This is a genomic window from Streptomyces sp. JH14 (assembly GCF_029428675.1).
Lineage (GTDB): Bacteria > Actinomycetota > Actinomycetes > Streptomycetales > Streptomycetaceae > Streptomyces.
In genome coordinates this window covers 508,660-528,439 of sequence record NZ_JAJNEL010000001.1, presented here as the reverse complement: position 1 = coordinate 528,439, position 19,780 = coordinate 508,660, and the positions used below count along the sequence as shown (strand labels likewise).

At 69.8% G+C, this 19,780-nt stretch carries 18 protein-coding genes and 1 pseudogene; 12 read left to right on the top strand and 7 right to left on the bottom strand.

Features of this window, described 5'->3' with window-relative positions; all coding sequences use genetic code 11:
- Positions 1–553 precede the first annotated feature (553 nt).
- The 3 genes from LRD69_RS02340 to LRD69_RS02330 all read left to right on the top strand — a co-directional run bounded on the left by LRD69_RS02340 (position 554) and on the right by LRD69_RS02330 (position 3,553).
- Positions 554–1,843 carry an N-acetylmuramoyl-L-alanine amidase gene (locus LRD69_RS02340; RefSeq protein WP_277324867.1) on the top strand — a complete coding sequence of 430 codons (1,290 nt, stop codon included), beginning with the start codon at positions 554–556 and terminating at the stop codon, positions 1,841–1,843.
- A gap of 316 nt (positions 1,844–2,159) precedes the next feature.
- Positions 2,160–2,714: a transposase gene (locus tag LRD69_RS02335; protein ID WP_277324866.1), complete on the top strand. Its 555-nt coding sequence runs from the start codon at positions 2,160–2,162 to the stop codon at positions 2,712–2,714.
- Positions 2,715–2,728: 14 nt separating this feature from the next.
- On the top strand, positions 2,729–3,553 hold the full coding sequence (locus tag LRD69_RS02330; RefSeq protein WP_277324865.1) for a transposase: 825 nt from the start codon (positions 2,729–2,731) through the stop codon (positions 3,551–3,553).
- Here LRD69_RS02330 and LRD69_RS02325 read toward each other — a convergent pair.
- The 4 genes and pseudogenes from LRD69_RS02325 to LRD69_RS31010 form a co-directional block, all read right to left on the bottom strand.
- Positions 3,550–4,063: pseudogene (locus tag LRD69_RS02325) on the bottom strand (integrase); the annotation flags it as partial. The gene LRD69_RS02330 and the pseudogene LRD69_RS02325 sit on opposite strands and share 4 nt — an antisense overlap.
- Positions 4,064–4,256: 193 nt before the next feature.
- Positions 4,257–6,677, bottom strand: a complete 2,421-nt coding sequence (locus LRD69_RS02320) for a SpoIIE family protein phosphatase (RefSeq protein WP_277324864.1) — start codon at positions 6,675–6,677, stop codon at positions 4,257–4,259.
- Between the two features lie 98 nt (positions 6,678–6,775).
- The gene (locus LRD69_RS31015) at positions 6,776–7,288 is read right to left on the bottom strand and encodes a DUF2397 family protein (protein WP_346771928.1); all 513 of its coding nucleotides are present in this window, start codon (positions 7,286–7,288) and stop codon (positions 6,776–6,778) included.
- Between the two features lie 6 nt (positions 7,289–7,294).
- Complete coding sequence (locus LRD69_RS31010; RefSeq protein ID WP_346771894.1) at positions 7,295–7,432, bottom strand: hypothetical protein; 138 nt, start codon at positions 7,430–7,432, stop codon at positions 7,295–7,297.
- 135 nt (positions 7,433–7,567) lie between these two features.
- Here LRD69_RS31010 and LRD69_RS02310 point away from each other — a divergent pair, with 135 nt between their 5' ends.
- Entirely contained in the window at positions 7,568–7,798 is a 231-nt protein-coding gene (locus LRD69_RS02310; RefSeq protein WP_277324863.1) for a hypothetical protein, read from the top strand.
- A gap of 407 nt (positions 7,799–8,205) precedes the next feature.
- A complete protein-coding gene (locus LRD69_RS02305) occupies positions 8,206–10,083 on the top strand; it encodes a CocE/NonD family hydrolase (RefSeq protein WP_277324862.1) in 1,878 nt (625 codons plus the stop codon).
- A gap of 316 nt (positions 10,084–10,399) precedes the next feature.
- On the opposite strand, the gene LRD69_RS02300 is transcribed toward LRD69_RS02305, so the two are convergent.
- Together LRD69_RS02300 and LRD69_RS02295 are read right to left on the bottom strand one after the other, a co-directional pair.
- Complete coding sequence (locus LRD69_RS02300; protein ID WP_277324861.1) at positions 10,400–10,594, bottom strand: transposase; 195 nt, start codon at positions 10,592–10,594, stop codon at positions 10,400–10,402.
- Positions 10,595–10,633: 39 nt separating this feature from the next.
- A complete protein-coding gene (locus tag LRD69_RS02295) occupies positions 10,634–11,284 on the bottom strand; it encodes a TetR/AcrR family transcriptional regulator (RefSeq protein WP_277329596.1) in 651 nt (216 codons plus the stop codon).
- A gap of 182 nt (positions 11,285–11,466) precedes the next feature.
- Here LRD69_RS02295 and LRD69_RS02290 point away from each other — a divergent pair, with 182 nt between their 5' ends.
- From LRD69_RS02290 to LRD69_RS02280, 3 genes are read left to right on the top strand one after another with little or no spacing between them, the layout of a single operon-like run.
- Positions 11,467–13,011: an FAD-dependent monooxygenase gene (locus tag LRD69_RS02290; RefSeq protein ID WP_277324860.1), complete on the top strand. Its 1,545-nt coding sequence runs from the start codon at positions 11,467–11,469 to the stop codon at positions 13,009–13,011.
- A gap of 27 nt (positions 13,012–13,038) precedes the next feature.
- Positions 13,039–13,971 (top strand): VOC family protein, encoded by a 933-nt coding sequence (locus LRD69_RS02285; protein WP_277324859.1) that lies wholly within the window; start codon positions 13,039–13,041, stop codon positions 13,969–13,971.
- Positions 13,971–14,819: an alpha/beta hydrolase gene (locus LRD69_RS02280; protein WP_277324858.1), complete on the top strand. Its 849-nt coding sequence runs from the start codon at positions 13,971–13,973 to the stop codon at positions 14,817–14,819. The genes LRD69_RS02285 and LRD69_RS02280 overlap by 1 nt, the downstream gene beginning before the upstream one ends.
- 76 nt (positions 14,820–14,895) lie before the next feature.
- On the opposite strand, the gene LRD69_RS02275 is transcribed toward LRD69_RS02280, so the two are convergent.
- A complete protein-coding gene (locus tag LRD69_RS02275) occupies positions 14,896–15,675 on the bottom strand; it encodes an IclR family transcriptional regulator (RefSeq protein WP_277324857.1) in 780 nt (259 codons plus the stop codon).
- A 74-nt stretch (positions 15,676–15,749) separates the two neighbouring features.
- Here LRD69_RS02275 and LRD69_RS02270 point away from each other — a divergent pair, with 74 nt between their 5' ends.
- Genes LRD69_RS02270 through LRD69_RS02255 form a run of 4 tightly spaced genes read left to right on the top strand, consistent with a single transcriptional unit; the run spans position 15,750 to position 19,775 of the window.
- Positions 15,750–16,910, top strand: coding sequence for a cupin domain-containing protein (locus tag LRD69_RS02270; protein ID WP_277324856.1), 1,161 nt, complete (start codon positions 15,750–15,752; stop codon positions 16,908–16,910).
- Positions 16,911–16,912: 2 nt separating this feature from the next.
- The gene (locus LRD69_RS02265; protein ID WP_277324855.1) at positions 16,913–17,740 is read left to right on the top strand and encodes a fumarylacetoacetate hydrolase family protein; all 828 of its coding nucleotides are present in this window, start codon (positions 16,913–16,915) and stop codon (positions 17,738–17,740) included.
- Positions 17,737–18,456, top strand: a complete 720-nt coding sequence (locus tag LRD69_RS02260; protein WP_277324854.1) for a maleylpyruvate isomerase family mycothiol-dependent enzyme — start codon at positions 17,737–17,739, stop codon at positions 18,454–18,456. Before LRD69_RS02265 ends, LRD69_RS02260 begins: the two co-directional genes overlap by 4 nt.
- 35 nt (positions 18,457–18,491) lie before the next feature.
- The gene (locus LRD69_RS02255) at positions 18,492–19,775 is read left to right on the top strand and encodes an FAD-dependent oxidoreductase (RefSeq protein ID WP_277324853.1); all 1,284 of its coding nucleotides are present in this window, start codon (positions 18,492–18,494) and stop codon (positions 19,773–19,775) included.
- Positions 19,776–19,780 lie beyond the last annotated feature (5 nt).

Sequence of the window (19,780 nt, the reverse complement as noted above, 5' to 3'; positions counted from 1 at the left end):
CCCGGTTGCGTTTGGGGTTGCCTTAACGGAGTTTGGTGGACACCAACATCTCGAATGACAACCGTAAGGTGCGCCTGAGTTTCCTCGGCCAGTCAGTCGCTTCGGTGGGACTGTAGAGGGGAAATCCGGCCGCACCAACTGAGTGGCGCGCAGGTTGGCGGATGAGCGTGCCACGCCTGCCAGCAGGTTCTTCGTCTGCTGGTGGTACCACGTCAGCGCCTTGCTTGACCAGGGAGTATGGCTCCGTTGACGGAGCCCATGGGGAAGTCGGTCCGGGAATGGCCCGGATCTTGGTGGCCCATGGCGAAAGCCGTTGCCGACTGGGCCCCAATCTGGTTCGTGGCGGGCGCCTTGGTGAGCAGCCCGGTCCCGTACGTCTTCCGTGGACGAGACCGAACTGCGGTGTCAGGACTTGGTGTAGATAGTCAACGATCCTGAAAACCCTGGACATTGGGACAGTCAACGGGTTAGAAGGAAGGCTGCCTGCTGGCGTACACGGAGCAGCGTGGCGTAGCGGCGAGAGACCCCGGACAGCCCTGGAGAGGAACGCCTCATGTCCTTCGAGCCTGTGTACGTATCCCGGCGGAAGGCCCTGCGGGCCGGCGCAGCCGCCGTCGCCGGTCTCGGGGCCGGCCAGCTGGCCGGTGCGAGCGGTGCCTCGGCCGCCTCTCCGGCCGACCTGTCGGACACCGCGTACATCATGAGCTGCGACGAGTGGGGTGCCCGGCCGCCCGCCGGGGAGCTGTCGACCCGTACGGGCTCCACCCGGCGGATCGTGGTGCACCACATGGCGTTCCCGAACACCATGGACTTCTCCATGGAGGCGGCCATCGCCTGCGCCGAGCGGGTCCAGTACATCCACATGGACAAGAACGGCTGGTCGGACACCGGAAATCACTTCAGCATCAGCCGCGGCGGCCATGTGCTGGAAGGCCGGCACGGCAGCCTGGACGCGCTCGAGGACGGCGGATATCAGATCGTCAGCGCGCACGCCGTCGGCCAGAACACCCAGTCGATCGGTATCGAGAACGAAGGCACCTACGTCGACGAGCTGCCCACCGGCAAGCTGTGGTGGTCGCTGGTTCAGCTCTCCACCACCATCTGCACCCAGTATGGCTTCGGCGCCCAGAACATCACTGGCCACTGGGACTGGAACAACACCCAGTGCCCCGGTGCGAAGTTCTACTCCACCTTCCCGCTGCTGCGCCTGCACGTCGCCAAGCGCCTCGGCCAGGACCCGAGCACCATCCCGGCCCGCACCTGGCCCGACACGTTCACCTCCTGCGCGGGCGCCACGGTCCGTACGCTGCAGTACCTGCTGAACACCCAGGGGTTCAACCTCGTTGCGGACGGGGCCTTCGGCCCGGCCACGCTGGCAGCGGTGCGCGCCTTCCAGACGGCGCACGGCTTCCCCGCCGCCTCGGACGGCACGATGACCGGGCCGACCTGGGAGGCGCTGGCCCCGGAGATCGGCATGGGTGCCACCGGGTCTGCGGTACTCGGCGTCCAGTCGATCCTGGCGACCAAGCTGTACGCCGTGAAGGCGACCGGCACCTTCGACCGGGCGACGTGGGTCGCGGTCGCCAAGCTGCAGGCCCTGCACGGGCTCCGGGTCACCGGGCGGGTGGACCTGAGCACCTGGTGTGCCGCGCTCGGCGGTGTGGTGGAGGAGAACTTCCGCGGGCTGAAGGGCCAGGCGGGGCTGGAAAGCGAGCTTGTCGTGCCGGAGGCCGAGTCCCTGCCTCCCGTGACCCTCGCGGCGGACGGGGTCGTGGCGAGCGACGCACCCGCCACGCAGTTCGAGGAGTTCCCGGTCGACCAGGACGTCCAGGAAGGGTTGTAGGCCCTGCGCCGGCGGCGCCCGACCTCAGGGCGCCGTCGGGCCAGTACGGTGTCGATGGTCCCGAAGAACGCCGCGATCCCGGGCAGGTTCAGCCCCTTGGCCCGGGACGCGGCGAAGTCCACTCGCCGTCCGTGAGCCCGTCCAGGCGGCGCCGAGGATGCCGTCGCGGTGCGCCTCGAAGTCGGCGACGCCTTGGCCTCGATCCACCGAGTGACTCGCTTCCTGTGGACGGGCCATCAAGAAGAGGTGCCTGCTGACCTGCGATGATGGGAGTTCTGACGCTTCCAGCACGCACAATCAGCAAGGCACCTCGTAGATGCAAGTTTCCCACACTCCGGCAGCGGTCTCCGCTGTGTTCGATGACCCGAATCTGATCGCGCATGCCGGGCTGGTCCCGGTGCTGCGGCTGGCCGAGCGGTGCGGCCTGTCCCGGCTGGTGGCCCAGAAGGTGAGGCTGACCGGCGCGAAGAACGGCGCGGGGGCCGCGGTGGATGCCAAGGTCACCAGCATCGTCGCCGGCATGGCCGCGGGCGCGGACAGCATCGACGACCTTGGAGGCCTGCGGCACGGGGCGATGCCGGTCGTCTTCGCGGGTATCCGTGCCCCGTCCACGCTGGGCACCTTCCTCCGCACGTTCACCCACGGTCATGCCCTGCAACTCCACGCTGTCCACTGGCGGTTCCTCGGCGCACTGGCCGCGCACACCCCGCTGCTGCCCGGCTCCGGCGAGAAGGCATTCATCGACGTCGACTCCACCCATAAACGCGTCTACGGACGGGCCAAGCAAGGCGCCGAGTACGGCCGGTTCAAAGGCATTCGCACCCTGCACCCCTCCTCGCCACGATCTGCACCCCCACCTCGCGGCCGGTGATCGCAGGAGTGAGGATGCGCCGCGGCAAAGCAGCCGACTCCCGCGGCGCCCCGAAATTCGTCAGCGAGGCCCTGGCCACCGCCCGCGAGGCCGGCTGCACCGGCACCCGCATCCTGCGCGCGGACTCCCAGTTCTACAACGCCGGGGTGATGGCCGCCTGTCGCCGGGCCGGAGCCCATTTCTCGATCACCGCCGGCATGAACCCCTCCATCAAACGGGCCGTCCACAGCATTCCCGACGACGCCTGGCAGCACATCAGTTACCCGACTGCGCTGCCCGACCCCGAGACCGGCGAACTCATCTCGGACGCCGAGGTCGCCGAGATATCCGCATACACCGGGTTCGCGAGCCGCAAAAAGAGCGAGCGGGTCACTGCCCGGCTGATTGTGCGCCGAGTCCGTGACCTGACCAAACCCGTCGTTGTCGGTGAGCAGGGCGAGCTGTTTCCCGTCTGGCGCTACCACCCGTTCTTCACCGACCAGCCCGCCGCGACCCTGAGCGCCGAGCGGGAACACCGCCCTCACGCCGTCGTCGAACAGGTCATCGCGGACAGCAAAGCCGGTGCCATGGCCCACCTGCCGTCCGGACACTTCCACGCCAACGCCGCCTGGCTGACCCTGTGGGCCAGGACCTACAACCTGCTGCGGGCCGCAGGTGCGCCCCGGCTGACACGCACAGCCCCCGCCAACCCGCCCCCCAGGGCACGACCGGAACCGAACATGTGGAAAAGCTGGGCAAACCAGCAGGCACCACCTGCCCTGCCCCAGCCACCAGCCCGAAGTCAACACAGAAGCCGATCAGAAGATCACCTTCAGCACCCGTCGGTGGATCGAGGCTGAGCCTGCGCCGTGAGGAAGTCGCGCCAGGTGCGGCCGGAGCGGCGCGGGGCCGGGTCGATGCGTGCCGCGTGCAGGATCTCCCAGACCGTGGTGGCCGCGAAGGGGTGCCCGAGTCGGGCCAGTTGGCCTGGATGCGGCGGTGGCCCCAGCGGGGATTTTCATCAGCCAGGCGCAGCACGAGACTCTTGAGCGCGGCCGTCCGGTGCGGGAGCTGCGGGCGGAGTAGTCCCACTTCCTGGCGATGAGTTTGCGGTGCCAGGTCAGCAAAGTGCCGGGGGTGGCGGGGAAGACGGCGGCCCAGCGACCACGCGGTATCAGCGAGGTGAGGGCGGCGAGCCAGAATCGGTCGGCCGGCTCATAACGCACCTTGCCCTTCAAGTGCCTGCGCAGGATGGCGTTCTCGTGCCGCAGCACCAGCAGTTCGGCATCCTTGGCGGTGTCTCGGCGCAGTAGGACCGCGGGGACGGACAACAGCGCGCGGGCGGTGCGGTAGAGCAGGGACACGATCATCAGGGCAGCATGACAAGTTTCCACCGACGAGCCTGGAGGCGGGCGCTGACCAGCAGCGACGACTTTACGAGCCCCACAGGGGCAGCGCGGCGGCGCGCAGCAGGACCGTCCGGGACCGGTAGTGCTCGGCGAGCAGACTGCTGTACGCGCCCTGACCGGGGCGAGGGTTTCCCGCGGCTCGGCCACCGTGCTCTCACGGTCGGCCGGGAAGGTCCTGTTCTGCCCAGATGGTCTTGCCGAGGTCGGAGTGCCGGGTTCCCCAGCGCTGGGTGAGCTGGGCGACCAGGAGCAGGCCGCGTCCGCCCTCGTCGAACACCCGGGCCCGCTTGAGGTGCGGCGCCGTGCTGCTGTTGTCGCGGACCTCGCAGATGAGGCTGCGGTCGTTGATCAGCCGCAGCCGGATGGGCGGCGCACCGTATCGGATAGCGTTGGTGACCAGTTCGCTGACCACCAGCTCGGTGATGAAGGCGAACTCCTCCAGCCCCCATGCCGCCAGCTGGTCGAAGGCGTTCTTGCGGGCCCCGGCGACGGCGATGGGGTCAAACGGGATGTTCCAGGTGGCGACCCGGTCGGCCGGCAGCACCCGGGTGCGGGCCAGGAGCAATGCGATGTCTTTCTCGGAACGCCCGGGGACCATTGCGTCGAGAACGGTGTCGCAGACGGCTTCAAGAGACTCGGCGGGCTGGGCGAGGGGCTGGCGCAGCAGGTCGACCTTCTCTCCCGTGTCACCGGCGTGCCCCTCGATCAGGCCGTCGGTATAGAGGGCCAGGATGCTGCCCTCGGGCAGTTCGACCTCCACCGCTTCAAAGGGCAGGTTGCCCAGACCGAGCGGTGGGCCGCCGGGGAGGTCGAGGAAGTCGACGGTGCCGTCCGGGCGCCGCACCACGGGCAGGGAATGTCCGGCGCGGGCGAGGGAGCAGCGGCGGGAGACCGGGTCGTAGATCGCGTAGAGGCACGTGGCACCGACGTCTCCGGTGGAGTGGGGACCGGAGACGGTGGGAGCTTCGGCGTTCAGGCGGATGACGACGTCGTCCAGGTGGGTGAGCAGCTCGTCGGGAAGGAAGTCGAGGTCGGCGAGGGTGCGCACCGCTGTGCGCAGCCGGCCCATGGTCGCGGACGCCTGGATGCCGTGGCCGACGACACTGCCGATGACCAGGGCGACCCGGGCACCTGAGAGCGGGATGATGTCGAACCAGTCGCCGCCCACCCCCTCCTCGGTACAGGCAGGCAGGTAGCGGGAGGCCACCTCAAGCGCTGTCTGCTCCGCCAGTCGCCAGGGCAGCAGGCTGCGTTGGAAGGTCACGGCCCTCGTGCGCTCGCGGGTGTAGCGGCGAGCGTTGTCGATGCAGACGGCCGTTCGGGCGGTGAGCTCCTCCACCAACAGCAGGTCGTCCCGTTGGAAGGGCTCCGGCCGTCGATGGCGGATGAAGAAGGCCACACCGAGGCCGACGCCACGGGTCCGCAGCGGCGCCACGATCACCGAGTGAGTGCCCAGGTCACGAAGCCGGGCAGCCTCGACCGGTTCGTGATCCGCCCATCGGGCGAGGGCAGGATCGGTCATCTGGTACATGGCGGGCGCGACCGCCCCCAACCACTCGGCAGCAGGGGAGGATACGGCAGGGGTGGCTGTCTCTCCCACTCCGACCGAGGACTCGGGCGCGCCCGGAAGGATGGACCGCTGGGCGGTACGGCGCATGGTGACCGGGCCCGACATCGGGCCGGAGGGAAGCTCTCCGCCGCCGTCGAGGCCGGTCAGCAGATCGACGGCGACGAAGTCCGCGAGCCGCGGAACGGCCAGGTCGGCCAATTGCTGCGTGGTCACGGTCATGTCCAGGCTGGTACCGATGTGCTTGCCAGCCTCGTTGAGGAGCAGCAGCCGCTGCCGGGCCTCGTACTGTTCGGTGGTGTCCTGCGCCGCGAAGCACACTCCGCACAGGCGGCCGGCCGGGTCGTTCAGCGGGGCGAGATGGATGGCCCATGCGTGTTGGCGCCTCTCGCCCGCCACGCTCAGATAGACCTCCAGGTACTGCCGCTCACGCGTCTCCAGTACGCGGCGCATGGCCTGCTCGATCCTCTCGCACGCGGGGTGCGGTGCCGCCTCCGTCATGCGCATCCCGCGCACCTGGTCCCTGGTGAGGGCGATCGCGTGCTCCTCGTCGGCGTTCGTGTGCACATACCGCAGATCCGTGTCGAAGATCGCCAAAATGCACGGCGACTGGCTGAAGCACCACTCGATCGGGACGCCGTCCTCCGCCCGTTGGGCCGGTCCCCGGGCCGCGTCCCATACAAGGAGCCAGTCGGACCCGTTCCGCCCCACCCGACGATGCGCGAGCAGCTCACCCGACACAGGGTGGCCGTCCCGGTGCCGTACCGCCACATGCCCTGTCCAGCTCGGCTGACCGGCGAGGAACGCCCCGTCAGCCGGTGCATCCTCAGCCAGAAGCTCGGCAGCCGGCCGACCCACGACATCCTCGGGGCGGTGGCCGAACAGACGCCGGGCGCCCTCACTCCACCCGGTCACGATGCCCTGCTCATCGGTGGTGGCCGTCGCGACGTCCGCCGTACCGAAGGCATCAGCGGGCGGATCCTTGGAGGTGGCGCCGTGGCCCGTCATTGCAACTCCTGTGCAGAGAATCTTCCCCGACAGCCCTACCCGCACACGGGCCGGGAGCCGTGCAGGGCTACGGCAACCGGACTACTGGCGCCGAAAAGTCATCCGCGCAGACCACAGCCTTGCCTGCCGGCCGACTTCCTCGCCCCCGGAAGGTGCGGCCACAGCGCGTCCAGGGCTGCCGAGATCCGGGGGGCCCGGAAGCCCACGTCCTCCGTGATCGCCTCGACGTAGTCCAGAAGCAGTTCCTTGAAGCCCTGGTACTCGGCGCTGTCCAGGTCGTACCGGGCGAGCACCTGGCCGAGGTAGGCGTAGAAGTCCCGGATGGAGTCCGCGAACTCGGCGAACTGCACGAACAACGTGCTGACCCGCTCCAGCCCGTCCTGCGGGGCGATACCGCCCGGCTCGGACACCAGCTCGGCGAGCTCCCGGAGGCCGCGCTCGACCAGGGCCAGCAGCTCGTTGCTCACCTCGCGGGCGGCATCGGCCTCGGCCAGCGCCCCGTCGGCGTCCCGCTGGATGCGTTCGCCGAGCCTCGACAGCTGGTACCGGGCGCGGGAACGCTGGTACTCGGTGATGCTGGACGCCTTCACCGTGCGGCTGCCGCGGAGCAGGTTGCCCTACCGCTCCAGCTGTTGCAGCCGGGCCGTGAGGGTGTCGGCGTCGAGTCCCGCACCTGGCCCGCCGGACTCGCGCAGCTTCGCCATGACGTCCGGGACGGCCAGGTCCGCCAGGAGCGTCCCGCAGAAGACTCGCATGATCGCGATGCGCTCCAGTCGCTCCGGCGCGCCCAGGTAGGCGTACGCGTCCAGCCGCCTGCGCGTCGCGTCGTCGCCGGGTTTCGGCGGTGTGCCGGGCGCGGTCGGATGCTGCGCGAGGAGACGATTGCGGAAATGCGCAGGTTGCTGGACCGGGAGCAACTCCTCGCGGAGGTCCGGGCGCCCTCGCCGTGGATCCGCCGGAGGCGGCCGCCGGGCTGGGCCGAGGTGCTCCTGAACGTGGGCCGGGTGTCACCGGCCGAGCTGGAACCGCTGCTTGAGCGGGTCGAGCGCGACTATCCGGTGGCGGACGAGTTCATCGCGTGGGCGCGCAGGCAGTCCGGCGACTGGGCTGCGCGCATATAGCCGGAGCTGGTTTCGCCCCGTAGGGCTACCAGGCGGCTGCTTGGTGCGTCCACGGGCGACAGGATGCAGCCCGGACAGGGCGTACACGGCGCGTCTCACCGCCGATCTGGGGGTGGCCTACTGTGCACGGTCGGAGAAGGTGTGAAGGCTGAGGACGCCCTCAACTGCCCCTGGAAACAAGCGATTTGTCTCCATCACATCACCGACACAGTGGATGCACAGCACCGTTGACGCGTTTCAGTGCTGACCTTAGGCTCGCTCACCATCGGTTCCGGCCAGGGTTCGCACACGCGGTCCCGTTCGCGACGTGCGTGCGACCGTCCGTCGTCGCAGCGGCGACGGCGGGCTGGGGCTGCCGTTCAGCCGGAACCGCCGCACCACTCCGTACCGACGACTCTGGAGAGCATGTGAACAGACGTCGCGCGCCTGGATGGGCCGCCTCGGCACTCGTCACCACTCTGGCGCTGACCGGTGCACTCGCCGGCCCTGCCGTCGCGTCATCGCCCGCCCCTTTCGCTCGGACCCCGACCGCCGCGGTCGCCACCGCGACCGACGGCATTACGCACGAGCAGAACGACCGTGTCCCGGAGGGCTCGGTCTGGACCCAGCACTACTTCCCGTCCTCGGACGGCTCCGGTACCGAACTGCACGGCGACCTACTGATGCCCGAAGGCGTATCCGCCGGGCATAAGGTGCCGGTCATCCTCTCCATCGGCCCGTACTTCGGACACACGGGCCAGACGGGCCCCGAGGGTTGGAGCCACACCGGGCCCTCGAACCGTTTCCAGGACTTCATCGAGGGCAGCGACCTCTTCGCCGACGGCTACGCGTTCCTCATGGTCGACCTGCGTGGCTTCGGCGGCTCGACCGGCTGTCTCGACTGGGGCGGTCCCGGCGAGCAGGCCGACGTAAGGGCCGCGATCAACTGGGCCGCGAACCAGCCGTGGTCGACCGGCGCGGTGGGCATGTACGGCAAGTCCTACGACGCCGTCACCGGCCTCATCGGCAACGACCTGAAGCAGTCCGCGCTGAAGGCCGTCGTTGCCCAGGAGCCCCTCTGGGACATGTACCAGTACATCTACTCCAACGGTGTCCCCCGCCCGAACGTGACCGGAACCGCCAATGCCTACAACGGCATTGCCGCAATGGCCCCGCTGTCGGACGACGACGCGCACTACCAGGCCAACGCCCGGTACGAGAACTCCCACCCCCAGTGCCTGACCGAGAACTCGGCCGGCTACCGGATTTCAGACCAGAAGGACCCGTTCTGGACCTCCCGTGACCTGGCCAAGATGGCTCAGGGCACCAACACGCCGCTCTTCGTCACCCAGGGCCTCATCGAGAACAACACCAAGCCCGAGGAGATGCAGGAGTACCTCACCAACCACAACGGCCCGGAGCGCGGTTGGGTCGGACAGTGGGACCATGTGCGTGGTGGAGACCGGGTGGGGGACGGCCGCCTGGCTATGGGCCGCGAGGGCTGGTACGACGAGACGCTGTCCTTCTACGACCAGTACCTCAAGGGAGTTGAGCCCTCGGTCGAGTACCCGATGTACTCCGTCGAGGACTCCACCGGACACTGGCGGGCCCAGGACACCTGGCCGGTGGTGGAGCGCGACGTCACCCTCCCGTTGGGGAACGGAAGTTACCTCGACGACGGCGGTGCCTCCGCCCGCGCCGCCCTGGCCGCAGCCGGCGCGCCGGTGCCCAAGGCGGTCCAGCCGTCGGGCAACTGGGACATGGAGAACGCCCCGGCGACCGAGCAGCCGGCGCCCAAGGGTCTGGCCAAGGGGATCGCGAAGAGGCAGCAGGCCGGTGAGGTCGGCTCCAGCTTCTTCGTCTGGTCGCAGCCGCTCACCCAGGACGTGCGGCTGACCGCCACGCCGAACATCTCGCTGACCGCGAAGGGCGAGGGCAACGTCATGCTCAAGCTCTACGACGTCGGCCCGGACGGCAAGGCCGTGATGTTCAACGAGCAAGTCTCCCTGCTGAAGAAGGGCCGGATGAGCGTCGACCTCAAGGCGACCGACTGGACGCTGGCGGCCGGGCATGTCCTGGCCGTGGAGATCGGCTCGATCCGGACCGGGTCGTGGCGTGACACCCCGTCGGGCCGGACCATCCGCGTTTCGGGCGCCGTGCTGAGGCTGTCCCTGGACGACCCGTCCGACGACGCGGCCACCCAGGGCGACCGCTCGCCGTACCTTGACACCTACCTGCGTCAGTACACCGTGGACCTGCCGGCCGGTCCGGCGTCCATCACCGTGACGCCCGGCGGCCACATCTGACCCCACGCCCACAGGCCGGCGCCGGCGGCACGGCTCCCGGACTCGCTCCGGAGCCGTGCCGCCGGCCCAGGCACCAGGGGTTGCCGAGTGCCGGCGCTTCTCATGGACATCGAAAACAGCGGCGGGTGGGGCTCCGCGGTTGCCGGAGGTGGACCGGCTGCCGAACGCTTTGCGCGCCATGGCTACCACTGCGAGGCGATCGAGGTACTACGCGGGGCCGCGGAGACCGCCGGCGGGGACGCCGACAACAGCAGGATCCGCAAGACTCTCGGCTGGAAGACCCTCGCCGAAGCCCTCGACGAACAGCTGCTGTTGACTATGGACCCGTGTTGCGACGACCGGTTGAACCTGAGTTGGGCACCACCTGCGGAGAACCCACATCGGTCAGCACCCGCCGCTTCGACGTCCTATTGCGCGAGTTGCCCGAGCCCGCAGCTGCTTTGTCGCCCTTCTCGTAGCCCGGGTGCTCGGTCGGTTCCGCCTCCAAAGCGCCCTCCAGGACCAGTTTCACCAGCCTCGACCCGCGTCACCGGTGCGGGTCGCGGCCTCGTCAGTCGGCGGCGATGATCGCCGCGCCGAGCGCCGCTATGGAGTCGGCGAGCTGATCCATCCATGCCGAGACGGGCCTGCCGCCTTCGGACTGCAGGGCGACGAATGCGCCGTCATAGCCGGCCATTCCGAAGGGGGCGAGGGCCTCTGCGATCTTGTCGGCGGCCTCCTCGCCCGCGCTCTGGAAGGACGAGCGGATCATGTGCGCCATGTAGACGCGCCCCTCGTCGCGGACCGCGATCACGGTCTGCAGGGCCTCGGGCGCCTCTGCCGCTTCGCGGCTCATCACCAGCACGAGCAGCAGGCGCAGGAACTCCTCGCCGTTCTCCATGACGTTGCCGGTCCGGCGCAGATACCAGCGGAGCCGCTCGTGGGGGGTGCCGCCCTCCGGGGGGTTGCGATGGGCTTCGCGCATGGCGTCGAAGAAGCCGTACGCGCCCTGTTCCATGACGGCCGAAAGCAGTCCCGCTTTGGATTCGAAGTGGTGGTAGAAGGCGCTCTTCGGCAGGCCGGTCTCTTTGGCGAGCACCGACATCGGTGTTCCGGCGTAGCCGCGTACGGACATCACGCGGGCGGCCGCGTCAAGGATCTCCTGCCGTGACCGGCGGCCGCGGCGGTTGGTGCGTGTCTCCGGCGCGGGCGGCTCGATCATTTCCACCTTTCGGAGTGTAGGCGACGCCGGGGCGCGCTTCCCACCAGGACCGGGGCCCGCCGGTGTGGAAAATCCCTGCCCGGAATCTCTTGACGGGCCGCGGAGGGGCGCTGCTACCTTAAAAATATACCGACCGATCGGTCCAAAACCTTCTGCCATTGCGTTCACCACGGAGCCAGCGCATGACCAAGAGATATGACGCGGATGTCGCGATTGTCGGCTACGGCCCGACCGGTGTGATCGCCGCACTCACCCTCGCCAGATACGGCATCTCCGCCGTTGCGTTCGAACGGGACCGGGACATCTACTCCCGGGCGCGTGCCGTGACGGTCAACGACTGGACGATGCGGATCTTCCAGGACCTCGGCATCGACGAGCGGATCGACAAGGTGATCGACCCGCAGCGCGCCCTGCGATGGATGACCTACGACCGCACGGAGATCATGCGGATCGAACACCCGCCGTCCACCCTGGGCCGCACTCCGCGCTTCTACAACATCTACCAGCCGACGATGGAGGCCGAGCTGCGCGCGGCCGTCCAGGAGCGGTACGACGACCTGGTCACCGTCCACTACGGCGACGAGGTCACCGGCATCGAGCAGGACGCCGACGGCGTCACCGTCACCTCGACCGCCGACGGCGTGACCCGTACCACCCGCGCTCGTTACGCGATCGGCGCCGATGGCGGCAGCAGCGCCACCCGCGGCCGGATCGGCTGCAAGTTGCTGGGCGACACCGACGACGTCACCTGGGTGGTCGTCGACTGCCACGTCAAGCGCTGGTGGCCTGATCGAGACTTCCTGACCTTCTGGTCCGACAGGGAGCGCCCGGTCGTCGACATCGCCCTGTCCGCGGGCAACCACCGGTGGGAGATCCCGCTCAAGCCCGACGAGACCCCGGCGGACTATCCGACGAGCGCCGAGATATGGCCTCTGCTCAAGGCGCTCGGCGTTTCCGAGGACGATGTCGAGATCCACCAGCACGCCTTCTACCAGCACCACGTCCGGATGGCCGACACGTTCCGCCAGGGGCGGGTGTTCCTGGCCGGTGACGCGGCGCATCTGATGCCGCCGTGGGCCGGTGCCGGCATGCAGACCGGCATGCGCGACGCTCACAACCTGGGCTGGAAACTCGCCCGTGTACTCAAGGGCGAGCTGCCCGAAAGCTGGCTGGACACCTACGAGGCGGAGCGGCGCCCCAACGCCGCCTTCTACACCGGCCTCGCGGTCGGCCTCGGCCGGGTGATCAAGCAAGAGGTCTCCGAGGAGGAGCAGGCCGAGATGAACGCGGTGCCCGAGAGCACGGTCACCCCGTTCGAGCCGCCGCTCACCGCTCCGCCGGTACTGGCGGGCGGCTGGATCCGCGGCGAGACCGGTGACGCCAGCGTCATCGGCCGCATGATCCCGCAGCCGATCACCGGTGACACCACCGGCCGGATGGCCCGCCTGGACCATCACCTCGGCCACCACTTCGTGCTGCTCGGCGACGACGTCGACCCGGCGACCCTGCTGTCGGCGGAGGAGAAGGCCGGCTGGGACGGGCTCGGCGCCCACTACCGCGCGGTGCGCCCGAAGACCTCGCACACCCAGGGTCCGGACGAGCTGGTCGACCTGGACGAGGTCGTCCTCCCCTGGATGCGCCGGTACGGCGCCCGTGTCATCGCGGTCCGTCCGGACAGGTTCGTCGCCGCCGCCGACACCCACGGCCTCGCCGTGCCCACCGTCTGATTGAGCCTGCGAAGAAGGAGAAAGACTTTGTCTGGTGTCAAGGAACTCGGATACGTCGTCTACGAGGTGAGCAGCCTCGCCGACTGGGAGCACTTCGGTGTCACCCTGCTCGGCATGCAGCTCGGCGAGAAGACCGGGGACGGCTTCACGCTGCGTACCGACGAGAAGGCCCACCGCTGGGTCATCAGCGAGGGCCTGGCCGACGACCTGGTGGCCACCGGTTATGAGGTCGAGGGCGCGGACGCGCTCGACACCCTGGTCGAGAAGCTGCGTGCGGCCGGCGTCGAGGTCACCGAGGGCGACGAGGCGCTCGCCGCCGCCCGCAAGGTGGACCGGATCTTCATCACCGCCGACCCGATGGGCAACCGGCTCGAGCTGGTCAACGGTCTGGCCGACGCCGCCACGCCGTTCGAGTCCGCGTCGCTGCTCGGCGGCTTCGTGACCGGCGCCGGCGGCGCGGGCCACCAGGTCCTGCTGGCCCACGGCGTTTCCCGGGAGACCTACCTGGGCTTCTACCTCGACCTGCTCGGCTTCAAGATCAGCGACATGATCGTCGAGGAGCTCGCCCCGGGCATCGTCGCCGACCTGATCTTCCTGCACTGCAACGGCCGCCACCACACCGTCGCCTTCGGTGACCTTCCGTCGCCGAAGAAGACCCACCACTTCATGGTCGAGGTCACCGACATCCGCGACGTCGGCCTGGCCTACGACCGGTGCATGGACGCCAAGCAGCCGTTCGAGATGACGCTCGGCATGCACCCGAACGACCACATGTTCAGCTTCTACGTCTTCACGCCGTCCGGTTTCAGCATCGAGTACGGCTGGGGCGGGCTGATCATCGACGACGAGACCTGGGAGGTGAAGACGCTCGACCGGCTGCACAGCTGGGGCCACCGTCCCCCGGGCGTCGTCGCCGGCCTGCTCGCCGCCGCACCGAACCCGATGGAAGAGAACCACTGATGACCCTCAACCCGCAGGACATCGCCCGCACCGTCGAGACCGCCGACTGGAAGCTCCGCTACTACGAGGCGGGCTCCGGCCACCCGGTCATCCTGCTGCACGGCAGCGGCCCCGGCGCCACCGGCTGGAGCAACTTCTCCGGCAACATCGAGGCCCTGGCCGAGCACTTCCACGTGTACGCGGTCGACATGCCCGGCTGGGGCGAGTCGGACGCCGCCACGGTCGACCGGCTCGACCACGTCGAGGCCGCGATCCAGTTCATGGACGCCCTCGACATCGACAAGGCCGCCTTCGTCGGCAACTCGATGGGCGGCCAGACCTCGCTCCGTCTCGCCACCGAGCATCCCGAGCGGATCTCCCACCTGGTCACCATGGGCCCGCCGGTCGGCATGCGGCTGCCGACCCTCTTCGGCGCCGGTGACGGCCCGTCCGAGGGCCTGAAGGTCCTGATCGAGACCTACCGCGACGCCAGCCCGGAGAACATGCGCCGGCTCGTCGAGATCATGGTCTTCGACAAGGCCCGGTTCGCCACCCCCGAGCTGTGCCAGGCCCGTTCGGACGCCGCTCTCGCCCGCCCGGAGCACCTGCGCAACTACGTCGATGGCATGCCCAAGGGCGCCCCGCTGCCCAAGTGGGTCAAGCCGGAGCTGCTGCCGACGATTCAGGTGCCGACCCTGCTGATCCACGGCCGCGACGACCGCGTCGTCTCCTACGAGACCTCGCTGTTCCTGCTGGCGAACATCCCGAACAGCCGCCTGGTGGTGCTCAACCGCTGCGGCCACTGGGCGATGATCGAGCACGCCGACGAGTTCAACCGGCTGGTCACCGACTTCGTCGCCAACAACTGAGTCACGGGCAGACCGTCCGGGAAGGGCCTGTACGACACCGCCGCGCCGACGTCGTCGTACAGGCTCTTCTCGTTTGTCAGGGGCCCTCCTCGGCGAGGTCCTGCTCCAGGGCGTGCGCCGCCGCGTTCAGGGTGGCGACCAGGGACCGCAGGCGGTGCGGGTCGTAGCGCACGCTGGGCAGCGACACCGACAGGCCGGCCAGCGCGGCGCCGTCCCGGTCACGCACCGGAATGCCGACAGCGACCAGACCGCGTTCGGACCGTCCCTTGTTGACGGCGAATCCGTTGCGCCGCAGCCGCCGCAGCTCAGCGCGCAGCTGGTCGGGATCCGGGCGCTCGGCCGGACGCTCCCGGTACCGCTCGGCTGCGTACACCTCGTCCAGCTCCTCGTCGGGGAGGTCGGCGAGCAGCAGAAGGCCCGCCGTGGTGCGGTGGGCCGGGAACACCATGCCCTCCCGGGAGCCGACCCGCAGGGCCTGCCGGCACTCGACGCTGGCGATGAAGCGCACTGTGTCCCCGGTGCGCACGATCAGGTTCGCGGTCTCGTCCAGCAGGTCGACGACCCGGTGCAGATGCGGGAGGGCCGCGGCCCGCAGCCGTGAGACCAGCGACTGGGAGTGCGAGGCGAGTTCAAGCACCGGGCCCGCGCGGTAGACGCGGTCCTCGCCCTGGACGGCGAAGTCCCGGTACACCAGCATCGCCAGGATCCGGTGCGCGGTCGACCTCGCGACGCCCAGGCGCTCGGCGATCTGCGACACGCTCGCGCCGCCCTCCATCTGCAGGATGGTCGCGGCCCGCAGCGCGTGGTCCACGCTGGCGATGGGGTAGGGCGGCGGGGTCTTGAGCGGCTTGTCCATGGTGTACTCCCGGAATGGTTCTGCTCTGCAGAATCTACATGTTCTTCAGAGAGAAACGGCGCACGCTGTGGCTTGTGACTCACTCCTCCCTCGCCCATGACATCGCCTCGGGCTCCCCGGTGCGGCTGCAGGCCGTCGCCGCGGAGGGGCAGCCCGAGGTCACCCCGGCTCTCGAAGAGCTGTACCGGGGCTTCGAGAACGAGCTGCTCGTCCCGCTGTGGACCGAGATCGGCGACCTCATGCCGGCCCACCCGCGCTCGCGCGCCATACCGCACGTGTGGCGCTGGCAGCGGCTGCGCGAGCTGGCCGCCCAGGCCGGCGACATCGTCCCGGTCGGCCGCGGCGGCGAGCGCCGCGCCATCGCGCTGGCCAACCCGTCCCTCGGCGGCCGGCCCTTCGCCACCCCCACGCTGTGGGCGGCCATCCAGTACCTGATGCCGGGTGAGGACGCCCCCGAGCACCGTCACACCCAGCACGCCTTCCGGTTCGTCGTCGAGGGCTCGGGCGTGTGGACGGTCGTCGGCGGCGACCCGGTGCCGATGAACCGCGGCGACTTCCTCCCGCAGGCCGGCTGGAACTGGCACGCCCACCACAACGCCACCGCCGATCCGATGGCCTGGATCGACGGTCTGGACATCCCCCTCCAGTACGTCACCGAGGCGCAGTTCTTCGAGTTCGGCCGCGACGAGATCAGTGACGCCGAGCGGATCACGCCGGAGCGGTCGCGCTCCGAGCGCCTGTGGGGCCACCCGGGCCTGCGCCCGCTGTCGGCCGCCCCGGCCACCCCGGGCAGCCCGCTGCTCTCCTACAAGTGGGAGTACACCGACGCCGCCCTGCGCGACCAGCTGCTGCTGGAGAGGGAGGGCTACGGCGGCACCGTCGAGCCCGGCCACGCCGCGGTGCGCTACGCCAACCCGCACGACGGCTCCGACGTGCTGCCGACCATCCGTGCAGAGTTCCACCGTGTCGCCCGCGGCGCCGAGACCGCGCCCGTGCGCGAGACCGGCTCCTCCGTCTACCAGGTATTCGACGGCTCCGGTGTCGTGACCGTCGGAGAGAAGTCCTGGACGGTCAGCCGCGGCGACCTGTTCGTCGTCCCGTCCTGGGAACCGTTCTCCGCCAGGTCCGAGGCCGGCGGGACCGACTCGGACTCCGGCGCCCTCGACCTCTTCCGCTTCTCCGACGCGCCCGTCTTCGAGGCGCTTCAGCTCCACCGCACCCAGAAGGACGTCTGACCATGAAGCTCGCCACCATCCGCACCACCGACGGCACCCGGGCGGTCCGCCTCGACGGCGACGTCCACGTCGACCTCGGTTGCACCGACCTGGGCGAGCTGTTCGCCGAGGCCGACTGGCAGGCCAAGGCCGCGGCCGCCTCCGGCACCACCTACCCGGTCGAGGGCGCGGACTTCGCGCCGGTCGTCCCGAACCCGTCCAAGGTCGTCTGCGTCGGCCACAACTACATCAACCACATCAAGGAGATGGGGCGGGACCTCCCCAACTACCCGACCCTCTTCCCGAAGTTCGCCGACACCCTCATCGGCGCGAACGACGACATCGTCAAGCCGGCCGAGACCGACGCGTTCGACTGGGAGGTCGAGCTGGCCGTCGTGATCGGCAAGCAGGTCCGCCGCGCCGACGAGCAGCAGGCCGCCGACGCCATCGCCGGCTTCACCGTCATGAACGACATCTCGGTGCGCGACTGGCAGTTCCGCACCATCGAGTGGACCCAGGGCAAGATCTGGGAGGCGACCACCCCGGTCGGCCCGTACGTCGTCACCCCCGACGAGGTCGGCGGCGTCCGCCCCGCCCTGAAGGTCAGGACGGTCGTCGACGGCCAGGTCATGCAGCAGGACGACACCGGCACGCTGCTGTTCGACCCGGTCTTCCTGGTGCAGTACATCTCCACCGTCATCACCCTGCGTCCGGGCGACATCATCGCCACCGGCACCCCGGCCGGCGTCGGCAACGCCCGCGACCCCAAGGTCTTCCTGCTCCCCGGCCAGAACGTGGTCACCGAGATCACCGGCCTCGGCGCCTGCACCAACAAGGTCGTCGCAGCGTGACGAACGGCACCCGTACCTTCGCCGACGCCCGCCGCTGGGCCCTGATCGGCGCCGAGCTGACCTTCGACGCCGTCGCCGGACTCGACGACGCCGGGTACGCCGCGCCCAGCACCCTGCCCGGCTGGAGCCGTGCCCACATCGCCGCGCACGTCGCCGCCAACGCCGAGGCCCTGTCCAACCTGGTCCACTGGGCCGCCACCGGCGAACCCACCGCGATGTACGCCTCGCCCGAGGAACGCGCCGCCGGCATCGAACGCGGCCGCGCCCTGCCGGCCGACCGGCTGACCGCCTGGCTGCGCCGCTCGGCGGACGCGCTCGAGGCGCGGATGGACCAGCTCACCGACGAGCAGTGGCGGCACGAGGTCGTCACTGCCCAGGGCCGTACCGTCCCCGCCACCGAACTGCCCTGGATGCGTTCCCGCGAAGTGTGCGTCCACGCCGTCGACCTGGCGACCGGCGTCTCCTTCGCCGACCTGCCGGCCGACTTCCTCGCCGCCCTGTGCGACGACGTCGCCGCCAAGCGCGCCGCGGCCCCCGGCCCAGCCGTGGCCCTGCGGGCCCCGGCCACCGGCGCCGGCTGGGAGCTGCCGGGCGACGGCGAGCCCGTCCCGGTCACCGGCGAACTGCACGACATTGCGGCCTACCTCACCGGACGTCGCGCCGACCTGCGCGCCGCGGACGGCACCCCCGCCCCCGCGCTGGGCGCCTGGCTCTGAACCCGGGGCCCGCCCCGCACATGCAAGGACAGCACATGAACCCTGAACCCACGCCTGCCGGACAGCCTGACGTCCTGGTGGTCGGCGGTGGCATCGGCGGCCTCAGCACCGCCTACGCCCTGTCACGCCAGGGACTACGGGTACGCGTTCTCGAACAGGCCCCGGAGTACGGCGAGGTCGGCGCCGGCCTGCAGATCGCCCCCAACTGCACCCGCATCCTCGCCGAGTACGGCCTGTTGGACGAGGCGAAGTCGCTGGGCGTCGTCCCGGAGAACATGGTGATGCGGGACGCGCTCGACTCCCAGGTGCTGACCCGGCTCGACCTGCGCGACCTCGAACGCCGCTACGGCTTTCCCTACATGGTCATCCACCGCAGCGACCTGCACGGCATCTTCCTGCGCGCCTGCCGGCGCGCCGGTGTCGAGCTGCTGAACGACCAGGTCGTCGTCGGCTACGAGAACACTCAGGGCGGCGCCCGGGTCCTCCTGAAGGACGGACGGGTCGAGTCCGCCCAGCTGGTCATCGCGGCCGACGGACTGCGCTCCGTGGCCCGCCGCCAGTTGATCGGTGACGACGTGGTCAGCTCCTCCTACGTCGCCTACCGTGCGGCTGTCCCCATCGAGCAGGTCAAGGACAACGGCATCGCGGAGAACGACGTCACCGTCTACGTCGGCCCGCACCGCCACTTCGTCCAGTACGCCCTGCGCGGCGGCGACATGTTCAACCAGGTCGCCGTGTTCGAGTCGCCCAAGGCCCTGGCCGGCGAGGAGGACTGGGGCACCCCAGACGAGCTGGACGCGGCCTTCGTGGGCAGTTGCGACACCGTCGTCAAGGGCATTCCGCTGATGTGGCGGGACCGCTGGTGGCGGATGTTCGACCGCGACCCGATCGAGACCTGGGTGCACGGCCGGATCGCCCTGCTCGGCGACGCCGCGCACCCGCCGCTCCAGTACATGGCGCAGGGCGCGATCATGGCGATCGAGGACGGCTGGGTGCTCGCCCAGCACTACGCCCGGCTGGCCGAGGCCGCCCCGGCGGGCACCGAGCCGGACTGGGACGGTGCGCTGGCCGCGTACGAGGCGGTCCGGGTGGAGCACTGCCGCCGGGTGCAGACGACGGCCCGCGCCTGGGGCGAGCTGTGGCACCTCGACGGGGAGTCCCGGCTCCAGCGAAACGCGATCATGCGGGCGCGGGACGCCGACGACTACGCCTTCACCGACTGGGTGTACGGTCCGACCGCGCTGACCCCGGACGAGGAACCCGAGATGTTCACGCCGATCCCGCTCTCCTCGGCGGCCGTCGAGGACCGGGCGGCCTGACCACC

What these genes read in the sequence shown, in the direction of transcription:
- LRD69_RS02340 (WP_277324867.1), top strand. Translation starts at nt 554, where the DNA reads ATGTCCTTCGAGCCTGTGTACGTATCCCGGCGGAAGGCCCTGCGGGCC.
- LRD69_RS02335 (WP_277324866.1), top strand. Translation starts at nt 2,160, where the DNA reads ATGCAAGTTTCCCACACTCCGGCAGCGGTCTCCGCTGTGTTCGATGAC.
- LRD69_RS02330 (WP_277324865.1), top strand. Translation starts at nt 2,729, where the DNA reads ATGCGCCGCGGCAAAGCAGCCGACTCCCGCGGCGCCCCGAAATTCGTC.
- LRD69_RS02320 (WP_277324864.1), bottom strand. Translation starts at nt 6,677, where the DNA reads ATGACGGGCCACGGCGCCACCTCCAAGGATCCGCCCGCTGATGCCTTC.
- LRD69_RS31010 (WP_346771894.1), bottom strand. Translation starts at nt 7,432, where the DNA reads ATGCGAGTCTTCTGCGGGACGCTCCTGGCGGACCTGGCCGTCCCGGAC.
- LRD69_RS02310 (WP_277324863.1), top strand. Translation starts at nt 7,568, where the DNA reads ATGCGCAGGTTGCTGGACCGGGAGCAACTCCTCGCGGAGGTCCGGGCG.
- LRD69_RS02295 (WP_277329596.1), bottom strand. Translation starts at nt 11,284, where the DNA reads ATGATCGAGCCGCCCGCGCCGGAGACACGCACCAACCGCCGCGGCCGC.
- LRD69_RS02290 (WP_277324860.1), top strand. Translation starts at nt 11,467, where the DNA reads ATGACCAAGAGATATGACGCGGATGTCGCGATTGTCGGCTACGGCCCG.
- LRD69_RS02280 (WP_277324858.1), top strand. Translation starts at nt 13,971, where the DNA reads ATGACCCTCAACCCGCAGGACATCGCCCGCACCGTCGAGACCGCCGAC.
- LRD69_RS02275 (WP_277324857.1), bottom strand. Translation starts at nt 15,675, where the DNA reads ATGGACAAGCCGCTCAAGACCCCGCCGCCCTACCCCATCGCCAGCGTG.
- LRD69_RS02265 (WP_277324855.1), top strand. Translation starts at nt 16,913, where the DNA reads ATGAAGCTCGCCACCATCCGCACCACCGACGGCACCCGGGCGGTCCGC.
- LRD69_RS02255 (WP_277324853.1), top strand. Translation starts at nt 18,492, where the DNA reads ATGAACCCTGAACCCACGCCTGCCGGACAGCCTGACGTCCTGGTGGTC.